General features: G+C 73.0%; 20 protein-coding genes. 11 read left to right on the plus strand and 9 right to left on the minus strand.

The genetic code is table 11. The features are described from left to right. The first annotated feature begins 10 nt into the window (after nt 1-10). From AB0D10_RS01335 to AB0D10_RS01360, 6 genes are all read left to right on the plus strand, one after another. On the plus strand, nt 11-640 hold the full coding sequence (locus AB0D10_RS01335; protein ID WP_360249261.1) for a hypothetical protein: 630 nt from the start codon (nt 11-13) through the stop codon (nt 638-640). After that, nucleotides 627-1,601 carry a DUF6349 family protein gene (locus tag AB0D10_RS01340; protein WP_360249264.1) on the plus strand — a complete coding sequence of 325 codons (975 nt, stop codon included), beginning with the start codon at nt 627-629 and terminating at the stop codon, nt 1,599-1,601. Before AB0D10_RS01335 ends, AB0D10_RS01340 begins: the two co-directional genes overlap by 14 nt. 770 nt (nt 1,602-2,371) lie before the next feature. Next, nucleotides 2,372-3,319: an SPFH domain-containing protein gene (locus AB0D10_RS01345; protein ID WP_360249267.1), complete on the plus strand. Its 948-nt coding sequence runs from the start codon at nt 2,372-2,374 to the stop codon at nt 3,317-3,319. A gap of 9 nt (nt 3,320-3,328) precedes the next feature. Then, nucleotides 3,329-3,571 carry a hypothetical protein gene (locus tag AB0D10_RS01350; protein ID WP_360249270.1) on the plus strand — a complete coding sequence of 81 codons (243 nt, stop codon included), beginning with the start codon at nt 3,329-3,331 and terminating at the stop codon, nt 3,569-3,571. 38 nt (nt 3,572-3,609) lie between these two features. Further along, nucleotides 3,610-4,260 carry a GPP34 family phosphoprotein gene (locus AB0D10_RS01355; RefSeq protein ID WP_360249273.1) on the plus strand — a complete coding sequence of 217 codons (651 nt, stop codon included), beginning with the start codon at nt 3,610-3,612 and terminating at the stop codon, nt 4,258-4,260. A gap of 73 nt (nt 4,261-4,333) precedes the next feature. After that, nucleotides 4,334-5,245, plus strand: coding sequence for a pyridoxal-phosphate dependent enzyme (locus tag AB0D10_RS01360; RefSeq protein WP_360249276.1), 912 nt, complete (start codon nt 4,334-4,336; stop codon nt 5,243-5,245). Between the two features lie 15 nt (nt 5,246-5,260). On the opposite strand, the gene AB0D10_RS01365 is transcribed toward AB0D10_RS01360, so the two are convergent. Both AB0D10_RS01365 and AB0D10_RS01370 read right to left on the minus strand, forming a co-directional pair. Then, on the minus strand, nt 5,261-6,799 hold the full coding sequence (locus AB0D10_RS01365) for an LCP family protein (RefSeq protein WP_360249279.1): 1,539 nt from the start codon (nt 6,797-6,799) through the stop codon (nt 5,261-5,263). Between the two features lie 120 nt (nt 6,800-6,919). Further along, nucleotides 6,920-7,384: a MarR family transcriptional regulator gene (locus AB0D10_RS01370; RefSeq protein WP_360249282.1), complete on the minus strand. Its 465-nt coding sequence runs from the start codon at nt 7,382-7,384 to the stop codon at nt 6,920-6,922. Between the two features lie 103 nt (nt 7,385-7,487). Between AB0D10_RS01370 and AB0D10_RS01375 the strand changes: the two genes are divergently transcribed. Both AB0D10_RS01375 and AB0D10_RS01380 read left to right on the plus strand, forming a co-directional pair. Then, nucleotides 7,488-8,513, plus strand: coding sequence for an NADP-dependent oxidoreductase (locus AB0D10_RS01375; RefSeq protein ID WP_360249285.1), 1,026 nt, complete (start codon nt 7,488-7,490; stop codon nt 8,511-8,513). A 366-nt stretch (nt 8,514-8,879) separates the two neighbouring features. After that, nucleotides 8,880-9,374: a DUF3145 domain-containing protein gene (locus AB0D10_RS01380; RefSeq protein ID WP_360249286.1), complete on the plus strand. Its 495-nt coding sequence runs from the start codon at nt 8,880-8,882 to the stop codon at nt 9,372-9,374. A 79-nt stretch (nt 9,375-9,453) separates the two neighbouring features. Here the strand turns inward: AB0D10_RS01380 and fabF are convergent, their stop codons facing one another. The 5 genes from fabF to AB0D10_RS01405 all read right to left on the minus strand — a co-directional run bounded on the left by fabF (nt 9,454) and on the right by AB0D10_RS01405 (nt 14,490). Beyond that, nucleotides 9,454-10,719 carry a beta-ketoacyl-ACP synthase II gene (gene fabF / locus AB0D10_RS01385; RefSeq protein WP_360249288.1) on the minus strand — a complete coding sequence of 422 codons (1,266 nt, stop codon included), beginning with the start codon at nt 10,717-10,719 and terminating at the stop codon, nt 9,454-9,456. 182 nt (nt 10,720-10,901) lie between these two features. Then, nucleotides 10,902-11,144 (minus strand): acyl carrier protein, encoded by a 243-nt coding sequence (locus tag AB0D10_RS01390; RefSeq protein ID WP_360249291.1) that lies wholly within the window; start codon nt 11,142-11,144, stop codon nt 10,902-10,904. Nucleotides 11,145-11,223: 79 nt separating this feature from the next. After that, nucleotides 11,224-12,255 carry a beta-ketoacyl-ACP synthase III gene (locus AB0D10_RS01395; protein ID WP_360249294.1) on the minus strand — a complete coding sequence of 344 codons (1,032 nt, stop codon included), beginning with the start codon at nt 12,253-12,255 and terminating at the stop codon, nt 11,224-11,226. Beyond that, nucleotides 12,252-13,202 (minus strand): ACP S-malonyltransferase, encoded by a 951-nt coding sequence (locus tag AB0D10_RS01400; RefSeq protein WP_360249297.1) that lies wholly within the window; start codon nt 13,200-13,202, stop codon nt 12,252-12,254. Before AB0D10_RS01400 ends, AB0D10_RS01395 begins: the two co-directional genes overlap by 4 nt. A gap of 79 nt (nt 13,203-13,281) precedes the next feature. Further along, on the minus strand, nt 13,282-14,490 hold the full coding sequence (locus tag AB0D10_RS01405) for a helix-turn-helix domain-containing protein (protein ID WP_360249721.1): 1,209 nt from the start codon (nt 14,488-14,490) through the stop codon (nt 13,282-13,284). Between the two features lie 254 nt (nt 14,491-14,744). Between AB0D10_RS01405 and AB0D10_RS01410 the strand changes: the two genes are divergently transcribed. Next, the gene (locus AB0D10_RS01410; protein ID WP_360249300.1) at nt 14,745-15,521 is read left to right on the plus strand and encodes a pirin family protein; all 777 of its coding nucleotides are present in this window, start codon (nt 14,745-14,747) and stop codon (nt 15,519-15,521) included. Between the two features lie 94 nt (nt 15,522-15,615). Here the strand turns inward: AB0D10_RS01410 and AB0D10_RS01415 are convergent, their stop codons facing one another. Beyond that, entirely contained in the window at nt 15,616-16,449 is an 834-nt protein-coding gene (locus AB0D10_RS01415; protein WP_360249303.1) for a serine hydrolase domain-containing protein, read from the minus strand. Between the two features lie 158 nt (nt 16,450-16,607). Between AB0D10_RS01415 and AB0D10_RS01420 the strand changes: the two genes are divergently transcribed. Together AB0D10_RS01420 and AB0D10_RS01425 are read left to right on the plus strand one after the other, a co-directional pair. Then, on the plus strand, nt 16,608-17,126 hold the full coding sequence (locus AB0D10_RS01420; RefSeq protein ID WP_360249306.1) for a MerR family transcriptional regulator: 519 nt from the start codon (nt 16,608-16,610) through the stop codon (nt 17,124-17,126). Next, nucleotides 17,123-18,136: an aldo/keto reductase gene (locus AB0D10_RS01425; RefSeq protein WP_360249309.1), complete on the plus strand. Its 1,014-nt coding sequence runs from the start codon at nt 17,123-17,125 to the stop codon at nt 18,134-18,136. The genes AB0D10_RS01420 and AB0D10_RS01425 overlap by 4 nt, the downstream gene beginning before the upstream one ends. A 160-nt stretch (nt 18,137-18,296) precedes the next feature. On the opposite strand, the gene AB0D10_RS01430 is transcribed toward AB0D10_RS01425, so the two are convergent. Further along, a complete protein-coding gene (locus AB0D10_RS01430) occupies nt 18,297-18,875 on the minus strand; it encodes a TIGR03086 family metal-binding protein (protein WP_360249312.1) in 579 nt (192 codons plus the stop codon). Nucleotides 18,876-18,889 lie beyond the last annotated feature (14 nt).

Consider the following 18,889-nt stretch of genomic DNA (forward strand, 5'->3'; position numbering starts at 1 on the left):
CCGGGACGCCATGACCGCAGGCGACCTCGGCTGCATCACCACCCCACGCCAGGGCAACCAGGTCCCGCCCAGCACCTGGTGGGCAGCCGACAACGGCCGCTTCGGCAAGGGCTGGCCCGGCCCCGAACGGTGGTGGACCTGGCTCACCCGCCAGGTCCACCACCACGGCCCCAGCCGCTGCCTGTTCGCCGTCGCCCCAGACCGCCCCTTCGACGCCGCCAGCACCCTCGCCGACTCCGCCCCCTGGCTGGCACGCATCCGATCCCTCGGCATCCCCGCCGCCTACGCCGCCCAAGACGGCTGCGACCAGCCCGGCCTACTGCCCTGGCCCGACTTCGACGTCCTGTTCATCGCCGGCACCACCACCTGGAAAACCGGCCCGACCGCCGAACGACTGGCCCGCCAAGCCCGCCAACTCGGCAAGCCCATCCACATGGGCCGCGTCAACGCCCGCCGCCGCCTCCACATCGCCGACTACTTCGGCTGCACCAGCAGCGACGGCACCTACCTGACCTACGGACCCGACCAGAACCTGCCCCGCCTCCTGAACTGGCTCGACGACCTCCACCAACAGCCGACCCTGCTCACCCCGCCCGCCCCCTCACCCGGACGAGAAGGCCCAGACCGTGCACGACCTTGACGAACTCCGCCGCCACCTCGCCACCCCGCTCGGCGCCAACCACGACCCCGACCAACCGCCCATCGCCGGGCACCTCCTGTGGGACACCCTGATCACCGCCGGCCACACCCCCGCCGTCCACGACCACAGCGCCGGACGCGCCATCACCCTCGACCTGCCCGACGGCACCAGCATCTGGATCAGCGAGCAAGCCGACATCACCCACCCGCCCGCCGAGCACGAAGGCTGGTGCGCACTCCACTTCAACGACCCCACCGACCCGCTCGGCGACTACGTCATGGTCTACATGGGAGACGGCCTCACCCACGCCGACGACACCGCCGCCTGCGTCGAAGCGATCACGGCCTGGATCGCCGCCCACCAAGCCGTCGGCGCCATCGCCCGCCAGGCCGCCTACGTCGCCCTGCCCAAGACCATCCCCCGCGAGACCCTGCGTATGACCTGGGTGATCGCCTACAGCCACCCCGGCTTCAACGGCATCCGCCCGCCCACACCCAGCACCCAGCACGCCGCAACCCTCATCCACCGGAGCTGGGAGAAGCCCGACCCCACCAACCCGGACGCCGACCCCACCGACCTGTGGATCTACCTGCGCCGCGGAGCCTGTACCGGCTGCCCTTGGGAAGGTCCGAACCGTCGCGATCACAACCAGGCCATCGAGGACGCCCTTGACCACACGCACCCAACGTGGCGCCAGCACCCCGCCCTTCCCACCGGAGCCAGCGGGAAGCGCGCCGCCCAACTCGCAGCGCACCGCAGCGCCATCCACCCCGCACGCTGGTTCGACTCCGGCGGCCCCCTCAAGGTCACCACCACCATCCGCCGAGACCGGCACGAACCCGGCCGAGCACCGGGTGGCGGCTACCTCGTCAAGGTCCATCAGCCCCCGAAGCTGAAGCCCGGCACCGCCCAACTCTCCCTCCTCGACCAGTCCTCCGATCCTGAGGACGAGGACTACTAGGCAGCGGTCCGGAGGGCAGGCGGCGCTACTCGGTGTGACGGGAGCGGGAGGGCAGGGAGGGGCTTGCGGTGACTTTTCGAGCACGCTAACGTCACTCGGAAATCCGGTCCGAGGCGTGGTGAGAATGGCCTCGGATATCGGGAGTGGAACCGTGCTGCTGCGGAAGGGGTCTCCCTTGGAGCCCTGTTCCGGGGGTCGGCATCCCGGCAGGTCAGGCCGGGAGCGCCCGTCTGGTGCCGTCCACTCCGGGGCTGATCCGAGGAATTTCCGAGGAAGTAGTACCGGAGACAGGCGGTGAAAGACGGTGAAGCCTGGAGGCAGAGTCAGGGGTGGATACCGGCCTTGACCTGGGAAAACAGGTAAATCTGACGCAAGGCAGTGAACAACGATCAATCCACACCCAGGACTCATAATCCCTTGGTCGTGGGTTCGAGTCCCACCCGCCCCACTTCTCGACGCGTGACGAGTGTCGAAACGACCGTCCGCGGGCAGGCCCGGAGCCGGATCTCCGCCGCCCGCGACGACGCAGAGTCTAGGCCGCGGCCACCGCCTTTCCCCGTGTGGCGCGCCGGAATTCACCCGCCCGTGGGCATCGACCCCGGCGTCCCCGAGGGCTCCCCGTTCCCCTGACGGTTTCCCGTCCCCCGCCCCTGGCGGTTCCCCGTTCCCGCGCCCCCGGGCGTCCCCGCTCCCGACCCCTGGCGCCCTGCGCGCAAAAAGTGATATCACTTTGCCATCGGATGCGGACGCTCGCTGGAGGAGTCGCTCTCATGGACACACCGCCTTTCGCCGTCGAGGACGGCGCTGCCCCGGACCTGCCGGTCCCCAGGATCACCGAGCGGGTCATCACCGGGGCCGCCGGGTTGCCGATGCTCTTCGGCGCACTGGCCGGCCTGGTCGCGGGGGTCGGGTCGTTCATCGCCGGAGCGGTCCAACTGGCCGCCAAGAACCAGGGTTTGGGCGGCGCACTGATGGCCGCCGGGCCGGTGCTGGTGGTGACCTCGCTGGTACTGCTGCGCGGGCTGATGGTGGTCTCGCCGGGCCAGGCCAGGGTGGTCCAGCTGCTCGGGCGCTACCGGGGCACGGTCCGCGCCGAGGGCCTGACCTGGATGAACCCGTTCACCAGCCGCCGGTACATCTCCCTGCGGATCCGCAACCACGAGACCGAGACCACCAAGGTCAACGACGCGGACGGCAACCCGATCGAGATCGCCGCCGTGGTGGTCTGGCAGGTCGAGGACACCGCGATGGCCCTGTTCGAGGTCGACGACTACACCGACTTCGTCGCCATCCAGACCGAGACGGCCGTGCGGCACATCGCCACCAGCTATCCGTACGACGCCCACCACGAGGGCCAGCTGTCGCTGCGCGACGGCGCGGAGGAGATCGCCCGCAAGCTCTCCGCCGAGATCGCCGAGCGGGTCGCCTCGGCCGGCGTGCGGGTCGTGGAGTCCCGGATCACCAGGCTCGCGTACGCGCCGGAGGTCGCCCAGGTGATGTTGCAGCGTCAGCAGGCCGGCGCCGTGGTGGCGGCGCGCAGGCTGATCGTCGAGGGCGCCGTCGGTATGGTCGAGGAGGCGCTGGACCGGCTCGCCGAGCGTGACGTGGTGGAGTTGGACGAGGAGCGCAAGGCCGCCATGGTGAGCAACCTCCTGGTGGTGCTCTGCGGCGACCGCGGCACCCAGCCCGTCGTGAACACGGGTTCCCTCTACCAGTAAGGCGCGGCAGTGGCGACGGAACGGAAGAAGATCCTGTTGCGACTGGACCCTTCAGTTCACGACGCGCTCGCCAGGTGGGCTGCTGACGACCTGCGCAGCACCAACGCGCAGATCGAGTTCCTGCTCCGCCGCGCCCTCACGGACGCGGGCCGGATGCCCAGCGGTGCGAACCGGCTTCCCCGGCGCGGACGCCCGCCCAAGGAGAGCCCGGCCGAGGACGGTTCGGAGCCTGGCGGTTCCGCGGAGAGCTGACCGGCGGCCGGGCGCGCGAAGACCTTTCGGAGACCGACATGGACCAGCCCGCGACCCTCCCCGAGAAGCTGTACCTGCTCGCCTACGACCCCGAGCGCGAGCGGCTCACCGCGACCGACCGGCTCGACCTGGTGGTGCGGGCGGCCGCGCTCGCCGAACTCCTGCGACGCGGACTGGTCCGCGAGGACGGCCGGTACCCGGCCGCCGTCGAGGGCGCCGGTCCGGCCGGGGGCCTCGACCCGCTCACTGCCGCGCTGCTGGAGCAGATCCGGCAGGAGCGGCGGCGCAGCTGGCAGAGCTGGGTCGGCCGCAACCGGGGCCCGACGGCCCGCGCCGCGCGTGTGGTCCGGGACGGCCTGGCGGCGGCCGGCCGGGTCAGGATCGAGCAGCGCCGGGCGCTCGGGCTGTTCCCGTACTCCCGGGTCACCCTGACGGATTCCCGGTTGCGCACATCGCTCGTGGCGTCGATCGGTTCGGCGCTGAAGGGGCCCTTCAGCCGGGTCGACCCGGCGGACGCGGCCTTGGTCGCCCTGGTCGACGCGGCCCAGCTGGGCTCGGCCCTGCCCTGGAGCCGACGGCGCGAGTTCCGGGCCCGGATCGACAAGCTCGCCCCCGCCGCGGGGCCCGTGCCGCGGGCCCTGCGCCGGGCCGTCAGCGCCAGTCGCTCGGACGGTTCGGCGGGGGGCTGACCGGCCGCTCCGGCGGGCCCGGTCGCCGATCCGGCGGCCGGGCCCCGCCGTTCGGAGCCCGTAAGCTGGCCGGGTGCTCGAACCCGCCCTGCTGCCGACTCCGCTGGTGGACTGCACCGACGAGGCGTTCGCCTGGGCCGGGGTGGAGCTGCGGCTCAAGCGGGACGACCTGCTGCACCCGAGCGTGCCCGGCAACAAGTGGCGCAAGCTCGCGCCCAACCTGGCCCACGCCGTCGAGCGGGGCCACACCCGGCTGCTGACCTTCGGCGGCGCGTACTCGACCCACCTGCGGGCCGTCGCGGCCGCCGCCGGGGCGCTCGGGCTGGAGAGCGTCGGGCTGGTCCGCGGCGAGGAGTTGGCGGACCGGCCGCGCAACTGGTCGCTGCGGGCCGCCGAGGCGGCCGGGATGCGGCTGGAGTTCCTGACCCGGGCCGAGTACCGGGAGGCCACCGGCCGGGCCGAGGGGGAGCCGGGTCCGGACGGGCTGCAACGCCGCTGGGGGCCCTGCCTGGTGCTCCCGGAGGGCGGTTCCAACGCCCTGGCCGCCGTCGGCGCGGCCGCGATCCCGGCCGAACTGCCCGACCTGGGCGACCGCGACGTGGTCTGCTGCCCGGTCGGCACCGGCGGCACCCTGGCCGGTGTCGCGGCGGGGCTGCCGCCGGGGGCGAGGGCGCTCGGCGTGGCGGTGCTGCGCGGCGGCGGGGGCTACCTGGAGGAGGAGGTCGCCCGGCTCCACCGGGCCGCCTACGGACGCGAGTTCGACAACTGGTCGATCGACCACGCGCACCACGGGGGCGGCTACGGCAAGGTCCCGGCGGAGCTGGCGGCCTTCGCCGAGCGGTTCGAGCGCCGCCACGGCATCGCGCTGGAGCGTCGTTACGTCGCCAAGCTGCTGGCCGCGCTCGCCGACCTGGCCGGGGCGGGCGCCTTCCCGCCGGGCACCCGCCTGACGGCCGTGGTCACCGGGTTGCCGGATCCGGTCTAGCCGGTCCCCGGCCGGTCACCCGAAGGTCAGGTTGGCGCACGGGTCGGTGTCGGCGTTGCGGGTGTTCTCCGCTATGCCGGTGGGGATGCCACCGGGCGCGGCACCGGTCGGCGCGGTACCGGTCGGCGCGGTACCGGTCGGCGCGGTACCGGGCGTGCTGCCGGGCACCGGGCTCGGGGAGGTCGCCGAGTCGATCCGGGTGCCCGAGGGGCGGTAGTCGGCGCCGAGGGTGACGGTGACCGCCCCCGAGCCGGGCTCCTCGACCGCCTTGGCCCCGGGGAAGAGCGCCACCACCTGGTCGGCGCCGACCTTCAGCGCGGGGTCGTACGCGACCCGGGTGGCCTGGTGACCCGGCTCGTTGGCGCCGAGCGTGACGTTCAGGAAGCCCCGGCCCTTGAGCGCCTCCCCGCCGGAGCCCGCGAGGCCGGGAGTGCCGACGCCGTTGACCACGGTGATCGGGACGGCGGCCTGGTCGGGGGTGAGCGGCGCGTCGGCGCCCGGGGTCGTGGTGGGGGAGGAGGTCACCTGGCCCGTCCCTGCGGTGCTCTGCCCGTCCAGGGTGCGGTCCTCGCGCAGCAGCTTCCACAGGGTGTCGGCGTCCGGCTGGACCAGCCGCACCCGCTCGCCGGCGAAGCGCCAGGGCGCGGTGACGAACGTGACGTCGGAGAGCTTGATGTCCTGCACCGAGCGGGCGAAGTCGACCAGCTTCATCGCGGTGCCCAGCCCCTCGTCGACGGTGAGCGACTTGGTGGCCGCGTCCGCCAGGGGCAGCAGGGTGGGCAGCGAGAAGCCCTGGCCCTGGACCTTCTTGATCATGGAGGAGAGGAAGGCCTGCTGGCGCTTCATCCGGCCTATGTCGGAGCTGTCGCCGATGCCGTGGCGCGCCCGCAGGTAGTCCACCGCGGACTGCCCGGAGAGCTTCTGCAGGCCCTTCTTCAGGTGGATGCCGTACTGGTCGACGTCGTTGGGCACGCAGGCGTCCACGCCGCCGACGGCGTCGGCCATCGCGGCCGCGCCCTTGAAGTCGACCACGACGGTGTGGTCGATCCGCAGCCCGGTGAGCTTCTCCACGGTGTTCTGCGTGCAGGCCGGGTTGCCCTTGGGGTCCTCGCCCACGGTGAAGGCGGAGTTGAACATCTGGTCGTTCCTGGGCGTCGTCCAGGTCCCGTTCGGCCGTCGGCAGGAGGGGACGGTGACCAGGGTGTCGCGGGGGATGGAGACGCCGACGGCGTGCTTGTGGTCGGCGTAGATGTGCAGCACGATCGCGGTGTCCGAGTGGCCGACGCCCTCGTCGCCGCCGCCCAGCGCGTTGTTGCCGTCGTCGCGGGTGTCCGAGCCGAGCAGCAGCACGTTGACCGGCACGGAGGCCCCCGGGCTGACCGGGACGGGCGCCGGTGGGCGCTCGGTGGCCACGCCGCCCGCGTCGAAGGTGGTGATGTTGCTGTCCAGCCGGTGGTAGAACCAGGCCCCCGCCCCCACCACCGACAGCACCAGAACGGCGGCCAGGCCGATGGCGGTGCGCAGGTAGCGGCGCCGGCGCGTGCTGCTGCTCATCCTCCGTGCCCCCCGTCTTCAGGTATCCAGCGTTCGATGATTCGAACGTTAGACGTTCCGGGAGGCGGTTCGGTTACCCCCGATGGGTGAACGGATTACCCGTCCGGCCTGTGATGCTGGTCACGCGCCGGGGCCGGCGGCGCCGGTGAGCATCCGCCGGAGCAGGTCGCGCAGGACCGTCCGCTCGTCCGGGCCGAGCGCGGCCAGCGGCTCGCGGGCGAAGTTCAGCGATTCGCGCAGTTCGGCGGAGGCGGCCGAGCCGGTGTCGGTGGCGGCGACCAGCTTCACCCGGCGGTCCTGCCGGTCGGCCTCGCGGGTGACGAAGCCGCGGGACTCCAGCCGGTCGACGATGCCGGTGATGTTGGACGGCTCGCAGCTGAGCGTCTGGGCGATCTGACGCATCGGCATCGGCCCGCGCCGCAGCAGCGCGAGCACCTTGGCCTGGGCGCCGGTGAGCGAGCGGGCGGCGGCGGCCTCCTCGTACTCGCGGTGGAAGAGCGCGACCAGGTTGGCCATCAGGTCGACGACCTCGCGGGTGATCTCGTCGGGCTGCGGCGTGGCGTCCGGGGCCGGCTGGGTGTCCATGGTCGAGAGTCTACCTGAAAAGTTGACAAGATGAACCTTTCATGCCCATCGTTACTTAAGTTTCTCAACCTTTCATGCACCTGAACCGCAAGGAGCAGCACCCATGGCAGAGCAGACCGCCCCCGCGACCGCCCGTGAATGGCACCTCGCCGCCCGTCCGCAGGGCTGGCCGGTGCCGACCGACTTCGCCCTGGTCGAGGCCCCGGTCCGGACCCCCGGCCCCGGCGAGATCCTGGTCCGCAACGCCTACCTCTCGGTGGACCCGTACATGCGCGGCCGGATGAACGACGTGCCCTCGTACGTCCCGCCGTTCCGGATCGGCGCACCCATGGACGGCGGCGCGGTCGGCTACGTGGTCGCCTCCGGCGCCGAGGGCTTCGCCCCGGGTGACGCGGTGCTGCACGGCCTCGGCTGGCGCGAGTACGCGACCCTCGACGCCAAGCACGGGGTCAAGGTCGACCCGGCCGCCGCCCCGCTCCCCGCCTACCTCGGGGTGCTCGGCATGACCGGCCTGACCGCCTACGCCGGTCTGCTCGCCGTCGGCGGCCTCAAGGAGGGCGACAAGGTCTTCGTCTCCGGCGCGGCCGGCGCGGTCGGCTCGATGGTCGGTCAGATCGCCAGGCTCAAGGGCGCCTCCCTGGTGGTCGGCTCGGCCGGCTCGGCGGAGAAGGTCGCCAAGCTGGTCGACGAGTACGGCTTCGACGCCGCCTTCAACTACAAGGACGCCCCGGTCCGCGAGCAGCTCGCCGCGGCCGCCCCGGACGGCATCGACCTCTACTTCGACAACGTCGGCGGCGACCACCTGGAAGCCGCGATCGGCGCGCTCGGGGTGCACGGCCGCGCGGTGCTCTGTGGCGCGATCGCCCAGTACAACGAGACCACCGCGCCCGCCGGCCCGCGCAACCTCGCGCTCGCCATCGGCAAGCGGCTGCGCCTGGAGGGCATGCTGGTCGGCGACCACGCCGCGATGCGGCCGCAGTTCGTGGCCGACGTGGCCGGCTGGCTGGCCTCCGGTGAGCTGCGCCACGAGGAGACCGTGGTGGACGGCTTCGAGAACACCGCCGAGGCCTTCCTCGACCTGCTGCGCGGCGCCAACACCGGCAAGATGGTCGTCCGCCTGGACGTCTGACGACACGTCAGAGGCGCCGACCGCCCCGCCGTCCCGACCCGGGCGCGCGGGGCGGTCCGCCGTGAACGGTTCGTAGTCGGGCGCAGGGCGCCGGGCCGCACTACCGCATTCCGGTCGGATCCGAAAGTGCGTCAGCCATCGTGCGGGACGGCGCGGTACGGTGGTTCCGCCTGGCGATGGGGCCGTTCGGGGGAGAGATCCAGCCGAGGGGTAGACCTCGTTGAGGATTCGACTAGCATTGAGCGAAAGCCTGTCCGTTTTGCTCAATTTAGTGACTTAATGTCGGCAAGCGTGGGTAACTGTGGATCAACTGCAGGCACGAGGCAGCTGGGGAAGGCGACCCTCGTCCACAGCCTGGAGGTCCCGGTGACGACACGTGGAGTTCTCTACATCCACTCCGCGCCCCGCGCGCTGTGCCCGCACGTCGAGTGGGCCGTCGCGGGGGTGCTCGGTGTGCGGGTGGGCCTGGACTGGATCCGCCAGCCGGCCGCACCCGGACACTGGCGTGCCGAGCTCTCCTGGCAGGGGGAGCCCGGTACGGCCTCGAAGCTCGCCTCCGCGCTGCGCGGCTGGCAGCTGATGCGGTACGAGGTGACCAGCGAGCCCTGCGCCACGGCGGAGGGCGAGCGGTACAGCAGCACGCCCACGCTCGGCATCTTCCACGCCGTCACGGGAATCCACGGCGACATCCTGATCCCCGAGGACCGGCTGCGCGCCGTGCTGCTGCGCGCCCGCAGCGAGGGGGCCGACCTGGAGGCCGAGATCGCCCGGCTGCTCGGCAAGCCCTGGGACGACGAGCTGGAGCCGTTCCGGTACGCGGGCGAGGGCGCGCCGGTGCGCTGGCTGCACCAGGTGGTCTGAGACCGGAGGACACGACGAAGGGGCCGGCGCTCGCGGAGAGCGCCGGCCCCTTCGTCGTACCGTCCGGGGACGGAGGGCGTCAGCGGGTGCGGAAGGCCAGCACCACGTTGTGGCCGCCGAAGCCGAACGAGTTGTTCAGCGCCGCGATCCGGCCCTCGGGCAGCTTGCGGGGCTCGCCGCGCACGATGTCCGCGTCCACGTCGTCGTCCAGGTCGTCGACGTTGATGGTCGGCGGGGCCAGACGGTTGTACAGGGCCAGCACGGTGGCGACCGTCTCGACGCCGCCGGCGCCGCCCAGCAGGTGGCCGGTCATCGACTTGGTGGCGGAGATGGCGATGTGGTCGAGGTCGTCGCCGAGCTCCTTGCGGAGCGCCTTCAGCTCGGCGGTGTCGCCCTGCGGGGTCGAGGTGGCGTGCGCGTTGACGTGCACGATCTCGGCCTTGTCCAGCTCGTTGCGCTCGAACAGGTCGGCCAGCGCGCGGGCCACACCGGCGCCGGTCGGCTCGGGCTGGGCGATGTGGTGGGCGTCCGAGGACAGGCCCTGGCCCACGGCCTCGCAGTAGATCCGGGCACCGCGGGCCTCGGCGTGCTCGACCGACTCCAGGACGACCACGCCGGCGCCCTCGCCCAGCACGAAGCCGTCACGGGCCTTGTCGTACGGACGGGAGGCGTGCTCGGGGTCGTCGTTGTTCTTGGACATCGCCATCATGCTGGCGAACGCGGCGATCGGCAGCGGGTGGATCGCCGCCTCGGTGCCGCCGGCCACCACGACGTCGGCGCGGCCGGTGCGGATCATCTCGATCGCGTAGCCGATCGCCTCGGCGCCGGAGGCACAGGCGGAGACGGGGGTGTGCACACCCGCGCGGGCGCCGACCTCCAGGCCGACGTTGGCCGCCGGGGAGTTGGGCATCAGCATCGGGACGGTGTGCGGGGAGACCTTGCGGGCACCCTTCTCCCGCAGCACGTCGTACTGGTCGAGGAGGGTGGTCACGCCGCCGATGCCGGAGGCGATGACGGTGCCGAGGCGCTCGGGGGCGAGCTTGGAGGACTCGTCGGTGGCGGGGGTCTGGTAGCCGGCGTCAGCCCAGGCCTCGCGGGCGGCGATCACGGCGAACTGGGCCGAGCGGTCCAGCTTGCGGGCCAGCGGGCGGGGCAGGATCTCGCCGGGCTCGACGGCGGTGCGCGCACCGATCCGAACCGGCAGCTCCTCGGCCCACTCCTCGGTCAGGGCCGCCACACCGGACTTACCGGCGACCAGGTTCTCCCAGGTGCCGGCGGCGTCGGCGCCCAGCGGCGTGAAGGCGCCGATACCCGTGACGACCACGGTGCGGTTTTCAGCGGTCACTGGTTTCTTCTTCTCTCACGTGTGCGGGGGGTCGGCGGGAGCCGAGGATGGGCCCGGCCGGGCGCCCCGGTGGGGCGTCCCGGCCGGAGGATCGGCCAGGCTCGGTGAGCCGGGCCGACGGGTCAGCCGTCGATGGCGTACGGGACGCCGGACGGACTGGCCGAATCGAGCGAGTCGATCGATCAGGCGTTGGCGAGGATGTAGTCCACGGCGTCGCCGACGGTCTTCAGGTTCTTGACCTCGTCGTCCGGGATCTTGACCTCGAAGCGCTCCTCGGCGGCCACGACGACCTCGACCATGGACAGCGAGTCGACGTCCAGGTCATCGGTGAAGGACTTGTCGAGCGCGACATCCTCGGTCGGGATACCGGCGATCTCGTTGACGATCTCGGCGAGACCTTCCAGGACCTCGTCCTTGGTAGCCATACTGGCTGCTCCTCTTCAGTGTTGAACATGTCCGGCCGGCGGCCGGACACAGGCTTGTGAATCTGTGGGCGAAACGCGCCTAGGGGAGCGTAACGACTGCGGCGGCGTACACGAGACCCGCCCCGAACCCGATGATCAGCGCCAGGTCGCCGCTGTGGGCCTCGCCGGTCTCCAGCATGCGCTCCATCGCGAGCGGAATGGAGGCCGCGGAGGTGTTGCCGGTCTCCGCGATGTCACGGGCAACCGGCACCGACTCCGGCAGCTTCAGCGCCTTGATCATGGCGTCGGTGATCCGCATGTTGGCCTGGTGCGGGATGAACGCGCCGAGCTGGTCGGCGGTCACCCCGGCGGCGTCCAGCGCCTGCTGGGCGACCTTGGCCATCTCCCAGACCGCCCAGCGGAAGACCGGCTGGCCGTCCATCCGCAGGTACGGCCACTTGGTGTCCTCGCCCGCGCCGTTGACCGCGTCGGGCTTGGCGAAGGCGGTGTCCCAGGCCTCGGTCTGGGTGATCAGGTCGGCCTGCGAGCCGTCCGAGCCCCAGATCAGCTTCCCGATGCCGGGAGTGTCGGACGGGCCGACGATCGCGGCGCCGGCGCCGTCGCCGAAGATGAACGCGGTCGAGCGGTCCGACCGGTCGGTCAGGTCGCTGAGCCGCTCGACGCCGATCACCAGCACGTACTCGGCGTTCCCGCCGCGGATCATGCCGTCGGCCAGGCCCAGGCCGTAGCCGAAGCCGGCGCAGGCGGCCGAGATGTCGAAGGCCGGCGCGGTGCCGCAGCCGAGCCGCTCGGCGATCTCGGTGGCGATCGCCGGGGTCTGCTTGAAGTGCGAGACGGTCGCGACGATCACGCCGCCGATCCGGTCCGGGGAGATCCCGGCCTGGGCGATCGCCTTCCCGGCGGCCTGGATCGACATCTCGGCCACGGACTCCTCCGGGCCGGCCCAGCGGCGCTCGGCGATCCCGCTGCGGGTACGGATCCACTCGTCCGAGGAGTCGATCCACTCCAGGACCTCGGAATTGGGGATCACCCGGACCGGGCGGTAGCCGCCGACGCCGAGGATGCGCGAGAACTGCGCACCGCTCGCCGGGCGGATCTGGGGCTTGGTCATGCGGTGATCTCCTGCTCCTGACCGCCGTGCTCCGCGACGAGCGCGCGAGCCTTGTCCAGGTCGGCGGGGGTCTTGAGGGCGAGCGTGGCCACACCCTTGAGGTTGCGCTTGAGCAGTCCGGTGAGCGTGCCCGCGGGGGACAGCTCGATCACGGCCGTCGCGCCCAGCCGGCCCAGGGTCTCCATGCAGAGGTCCCAGCGGACCGGGTTGGAGACCTGCGACACCAGACGGGCGAGCACCTCGGCGCCGGAGTCGACGACCCCGCCGTCCTTGTTGGAGACGTAGCGGACCTGCGGGTCCGCCGCGGCCAGGGTCGGGGCGAGCTCGGCGAGCCGCTCGACACCCGGGGCCATGTGCTCGGTGTGGAACGCACCGGCGACCTTCAGGGCGATCAGCTTGGCGGCGGCCGGCGGGTCCGCCTTCAGCGCCTCCAGCTGGGCCAGCGTGCCGGCGGCGACGATCTGGCCGCCGCCGTTGTTGTTGGCCGCGGTCAGGCCGTGTTCGGCCAGCTTCGCTGCGACGACCTCCGGGTCGCCGCCGAGCACGGCGATCATGCCGGTCTCGGTGACGGCGGCGGCCGCGGCCATGGCCCGGCCGCGCTCGCGGACGAAGGCCAGCGCGTCGTGGGCGCTGAGCACCCCGGCGCCGGCGGCGGCGGTGATCTCACCGACGCTGTGGCCGGCGACGGCGCCGACCAGCTTGCGGGCGGCGTCCTCGTCCGGGAACAGCTCCCGGGCGGTCACCAGGCCGGCGGCGACCAGCAGCGGCTGGGCGACGGCGGTGTCCTTGATCTCCTCGGCGGATGCCTCGGTGCCGGCGTGCACCAGGTCGAGCCCGGCGACCTCCGACCAGCCACGCAGGCGGTCGGCGACACCGTCGAACTCCAGCCAGGGGCTGAGGAAACCGGGGGACTGGGCACCCTGTCCAGGGGCGACGATTACGAGCACGGTTCAACCCTCTCTCGCCAGGCGCCCAGGGGCGGGTAGGCGACGGTAACGAAGAAAACCATCCGGGATTGTATGGTCCCTACACCCCGGCTCGGGTGGGGTCCCCGGCCGCGGTGAGTCGGCCGAGGGCCAGTGCGATCCGCAGAGTGAACGCCGAACGTACGTCGGAGGGGGCGTACCCCGTGACGTCGGTCACACGTCGTAGCCGGTAGCGCACCGTGTTGGGGTGGACGAAGAGCATCCGGGCCGCACCTTCCAGCGAGGAGGCCTGCTCCAGGTAGACACTCAGCGTCTCCAGCAGTGCCGAGCCGGCCTCGTCCAGCGGTGTGTAGATCTCCTCCACCAACTGGCGGCGCGCGGCCTGGTCGCCAGCCAGCGCCCGTTCGGGCAGCAGGTCGTCCGCGAGCACCGGGCGGGGAGCGTCCGGCCAGGCGGCGCAGGCCCGCAGCCCGGCCGTGGCGGCGTGCGCCGAGCGGGTCGCGGAGAGCAGGTCGGGCACGGTCGGGCCGACCACCACCGGGCCCGGCGCGAACTGGCCGATCAGCGCCCGGGCGGCGTGCACCGGCTCCTTGTCGCCGCCGACCACCACCACCAGGCGCTTGCCCAGCACCCCGGTCAGCACGTTCAGCTTGGCGTACCGGGCGGCCCGGCGGATCGCCTCCACCACCAGCTCGCTGTCGCCGTCCGGCGCGCTGCCCATCACCACCCGGACCTGGCTGGGCTGGCCCCAGCCGAGCGCCGCGGCACGGGAGAGCACACCCTCGTCGGCGTCGCCGGACAGCAGGGAGTTGACCACCAGTGCCTCCAGCCGGGCGTCCCAGGCGCCGCGCGCCTCGGCCGCCTGGGCGTACACCTGGGCGGTCGCGAAGGCGATCTCCCGGGCGTAGACCAGCACCGACTCGCGCATGTCCGACTCGTCGCCGGGGGCGGCCACCTCCTCGATGGCCTCCTCCATCACCTCGATCGTGGTGCGGATCAGCTCGACGGTCTGGCGCAGGGTGATCGCCCTGGTCAGCTCGCGCGGCGCGGTGCCGAAGACGTCGGTGGAGATCGCCTGGGCGGCGTCCGGGTGGCGGTACCACTCGGTGAAGGCGGCGATGCCGGCCTGGGCGACCAGGCCGATCCAGGAGCGGTGCTCCGGCGGCATCCGCCGGTACCAGCCGAGCTGGTCGTCCATCCGCGAGATCGCGGCGGTGGCCAGCTTGCCCGAGGACTTCTCCAGTCGCTTGAGCGTCGCCGCCCGGCGCTCGGCGCGCTCGGCGGCGTTTCTGCGCTCCTGCGCCGTCAGACGGGGCGCCGCGCGGCCGGGCCGGTCGCGGCCGGGCCGGGGCGCCGGGCTCTTCCCGGCCGGGTCGGGCACGGGACTGGGTTCGCTCTTGGAGTTCGCGGAAGCGGCTGGCACAAGGACAAGACTGCCTCACGCGAGTGACTGCTCGTGCACACCCCCCCGGCGGAGCGGCGCGGTGGCAAGGGTCACACCCCCGGGGCGCGGTGCGCTCCCGATCCCGGGGGCGGGCCGCCCCCCGGGGGTACCGTGGGCGCGTGACCGACGCCGCTGACCGCCCCCGCGCCGACCTGCGCCGCACCGCCGAGCGCTACCGCTCCAGCCCGGGCGAGGGCATCGAGACCCGCCACGCGTTCTCCTTCTCCGGCCACTACGACCCGAAGAACACCCACTTCGGCGCGCTGCTGGCGTGCAACGAGGAACTCCTCGCCCCCGGCGCCGGATTCGACGAGCACAAGCACCGGGACACCGAGATCCTCACCTGGGTGCTGGAGGGCGCGCTCGCCCACCGGGACTCCCACGGCCACGGCGGGGTGGTCCGCCCCGGGATGGTCCAGCACCTCAGCGCCGGCTCCGGCGTCACCCACACCGAGCGCAACGTCGGCGGCGCCGCCGGCCCGGTCCGCTTCGTCCAGATGTGGCTCCAGCCGGACACGTTCGACGCGACCCCGGCGTACGGGCTGCGCAGGGTGGAACCGGCGGACGGCGGGTTGACCCTGCTCGCCTCCGGCCTGGAGCGGGACGCCGGCACCGACGCCCTGCGGCTGCGCCGCAGCGACGCCGCGCTCTGGCTGGCGACCGCGGGCCCGTGGCAGCCGCTGCCCGAACTGCCCGCGGCTCCTTGGCGTTACGCGCACCTGACGGCCGGCTCGCTGGGCTACCGGACGATCCCGGGGCCCAAGGGCGGCGGCCGGTCGATGGTCCCGGGCGACAGCGTGCGGATCACCGGCGAGGGCTTCGCCGACCCGGCGGCGGGCGAGACCGGCGCGGAACTCCTGCTGTGGGAGATGCACTCGCCGGTCTCGTACGGCTAGGCCATCGGCTGGTTCCTGTCCGGGGCGGCCGTCCCCTCGGCCGGTCACGAGGCCGCCCCTCCGGGGGCGTCCCGCAGGCCGTCCGGCCGTCCGGTCAGCCCCGCAGTTCGGCGAGGACCGCGTCGGAGAAGGCCGGCCAGGCCTCGACCGCCCACGGGCCGAAGTCCCGGTCGGTGAGCGCGACACAGGCCGCGCCCGCCTGCGGGTCGACCCACAGGAAGGTGCCGGACTGGCCGAAGTGGCCGAAGGTCGCGGGGGAGTTCGCGGTGCCGGTCCAGTGCGGGCTCTTGCCGTCGCGGATCTCGAAGCCGAGGCCCCAGTCGTTCGGGCGGCGGTGGCCGTAGCCGGGCAGCACCCCGCTGGTGCCGGGGAAGGCGACCTCGCGGGTGGCCCGCAGGACCGTGGACGGGTCCAGCAGCTTGGGCGACTGCAGCTCGGCGGCGAACCGGGCGAGGTCGGCGGCGGTGGACAGGCCGCCGGCGCCGGCCGGGGACTTGTGCGCGGTGTTGATCAGGGTGTCGGCCATGCCCAGCGGCTCGAACACCGCCTCGGCGACGTAGCGGGAGAACTCGATCCCGGTGGCCTCGGACAGCGTCCGCGCCAGTGCGTCGAAGCCCGCGTTGGAGTAGAGCCGGCGGTTGCCGGGTTCGGCGAACACCCGGTCCTCGTCGAAGCCCAGGCCGGAGGTGTGCGCGAGCAGGTGACGGACGGTGGCACCGGGCGGCCCGGCCGGGTCGTCCAGCTCGAACACGCCCTCCTCGACCGCGACGAGCGCCGCGTAGGAGGTGAGCAGCTTGGTCACCGAGGCCAGCGGGAACAGGTGCTGCTGCGGCCCGTGCGCCCCCAGCAGCGCGCCGTCCGCCCCCCGGACCACCGCGACCGCGGCATGGGGCACCGGCCAGTTCTCGATCACGCGCAAGCTCTCCATGGATCCCGACTGTAGCCGGGGCCGCGCGGGGGCGGCGGGGCACCCTGCGGTCAGGCGGGTGGTGGGGGCACCCGGCTGCCGGGCCGGGCGGGCTTGCTTGGAGTGCACTCCAACTCGGTAGCGTCTTTCCCGTCGCACAGGACAGGGGGAAACGTTCGATGGCCACACCCGCACGCGTCACACCCGCCCGGGTCGAGATCGACCTGCGCAGCTGCTCCGAGGTGTTCGGCCGGCCGGTCGGCGATCCGGACCGGACCCCGCGGCACACCATCAGCGAGGTCGCCGCGGCCAGCGGACTGACCGCCCACACCCTGCGCTGGTACGAGCGGATCGGCCTGCTGGACCCGGTCGACCGCGCGGCCGGCGGCCAGCGCCGCTACTGCGACGCCGATCTGCACCGACTGGCCTTCCTGGGCCGGCTGCGGCTGACCGGCATGTCCGTGGCGGACATGCTCAAGTACGTGGACATGGCCCGCCAGGGCGAGCGGACCTACGAGGGACGCCGCCTGCTGCTGGAGGCCCAGCGCGAGGAGGTCCGGCAGCGGATCGTCGACCTCCAGGCCACCCTCGCCGTCCTCGACTACAAGATCGATCTCTATGCCGGGAAGGCCGCCGGCACCGCCGGCGCCCCGGTCCAATGCCAGTACAACCGCGTAGAGGAAGACCAGAGCGCATGACTCACCCCGTCCTTCCCACCACCGAACTCGGCACCGGCGGACCGCTGGTGGGCGTCCAGGGCCTCGGCTGCATGGGCATGAGCGAGTTCTACGGCCCCACCGACTCCGACGAGGCACTCGCCACCCTGGGCGCCGCACTGGAGGCCGGTGTCACCCTGTTCGACACCGCAGACATGTACGGCTTCGGCCGCAACGAGGAGTTCGTCGGCCCGTTCGTCCGGGCCAACCGGGACAAGGTGGTGATCGCCACCAAGTTCGCCATCGAGCGTTCGGAGCAGGACCCGACCCGCCGCGCCGTCCGCAACGACCCGGCCTACATCCGGGCCGCCGTCGACGCCTCGCTGCGCCGCCTCGGCGTGGACGAGATCGACCTCTACTACATGCACCGCCGCAACCCGGACGTGCCGCTGGCCGAGTCGGTCGGCGCCATGGCCGGGCTGGTCGAGGCCGGCAAGGTGCGCCACCTCGGCCTGTCCGAGGTGACCGGGGCCGAGCTGCGCGAGGCGCACGCCGTCCACCCGATCGCCGCGGTGCAGTCCGAGTGGTCGGTGTTCGCCCGCGACGTCGAGCGCTCGGCGGTGCCGGCCGCGGCGGAGCTGGGCGTCGCCTTCGTGCCGTACTCGCCGCTCGGGCGGGGCTTCCTGACCGGCGCCTTCCAGGACGCCGGCAAGCTCTCGGACAACGACTTCCGGCGCACCCACCCGCGCTACACCGGCGACAACGCGGCCGCCAACGGCGAACTGCTCTCCCCCTTGCGGGAGATCGCGCAGGCCCACGGCGGGACCCTCGCCCAGGTCGCGCTGGCCTGGGTGCACCGGCGGGCGGAGGTGCACGGGCTGACCGTCGTGCCGATCCCGGGCACCCGCAAGCGCAGCCGCCTCGCCGAGAACACCGCGGCGGCGACGCTGCGGCTCACCGAGGCGGACCTGGCCCTGCTGGAGCCGGTGTCCGGCCGGGTGGCGGGGGACCGCTACGCGGACATGAGCAACACCTCGGTCGGCCGGGAGTAGTCGGTCAGGAGTAGTCGGCCGGGCGGAATCGGCCGGGAGCAATCACCGGGAGCGGTCGTAGCCCGGAGCGGACCGGAGCCGGCCGGATCGGCCCGGACCCGCGGCGGCCGGGCGGCCCGGGGGGTCACCGACTCCCCGGGCCGGGCCCGTGCCGCGCCGGTCAGGCCCGGCGTCCGAGCCAGGCGGCCAGCAGGGTGTGCACGTCGGCGTCCTCGGCGACCGGCTGGACCTCGCCGAACGGGACGTCCTCGCCCCGGGCCTCGGGCGGCAGGACGAACCGGGCGATGCCCAGTGCGGTCTGCGCCAGGGTGTCGTCCAGGGCGAAGCCGTTGTCGAGGCTGGTGGCGATGTCCCAGGTGTGGGTGACCGCCTCCATGAGGTAGCCGCCGACCACGGCGCCGCCGGGCACCTCGCCCCAGGGGGCGAGGGTCGGGCGGCCGAGCTTGGCGTCGTCCGCCCAAGCGGCGGTCGCCCGGGCGCGGGCCCGGCCCAGCGCGGCCGGCCAGCCCTCGTCCGACGGGTCCTCGATGGCGGGCACGATGTCGTCGAAGCGGCCTCCCTCGCCCATGTAGGCGAGCCGGTGCATGCCGCCGACCACGTGGTTCAGCAGCCGGCGCAGCGTGAACTCGGTGCACGGGGTGGGCCGGTCGAGGTCGGCCGGGGTGATCGTGGCGAACAGCTTCTCCAGCTGGTCGAGGGCGAGCAGGTACTGCGGGCGGGCATCCTGGACGGCGTTCATGTGCGGTCAACTCC

This window comes from Kitasatospora sp. NPDC048545 (assembly GCF_040651155.1).
Taxonomy (GTDB): domain Bacteria; phylum Actinomycetota; class Actinomycetes; order Streptomycetales; family Streptomycetaceae; genus Kitasatospora.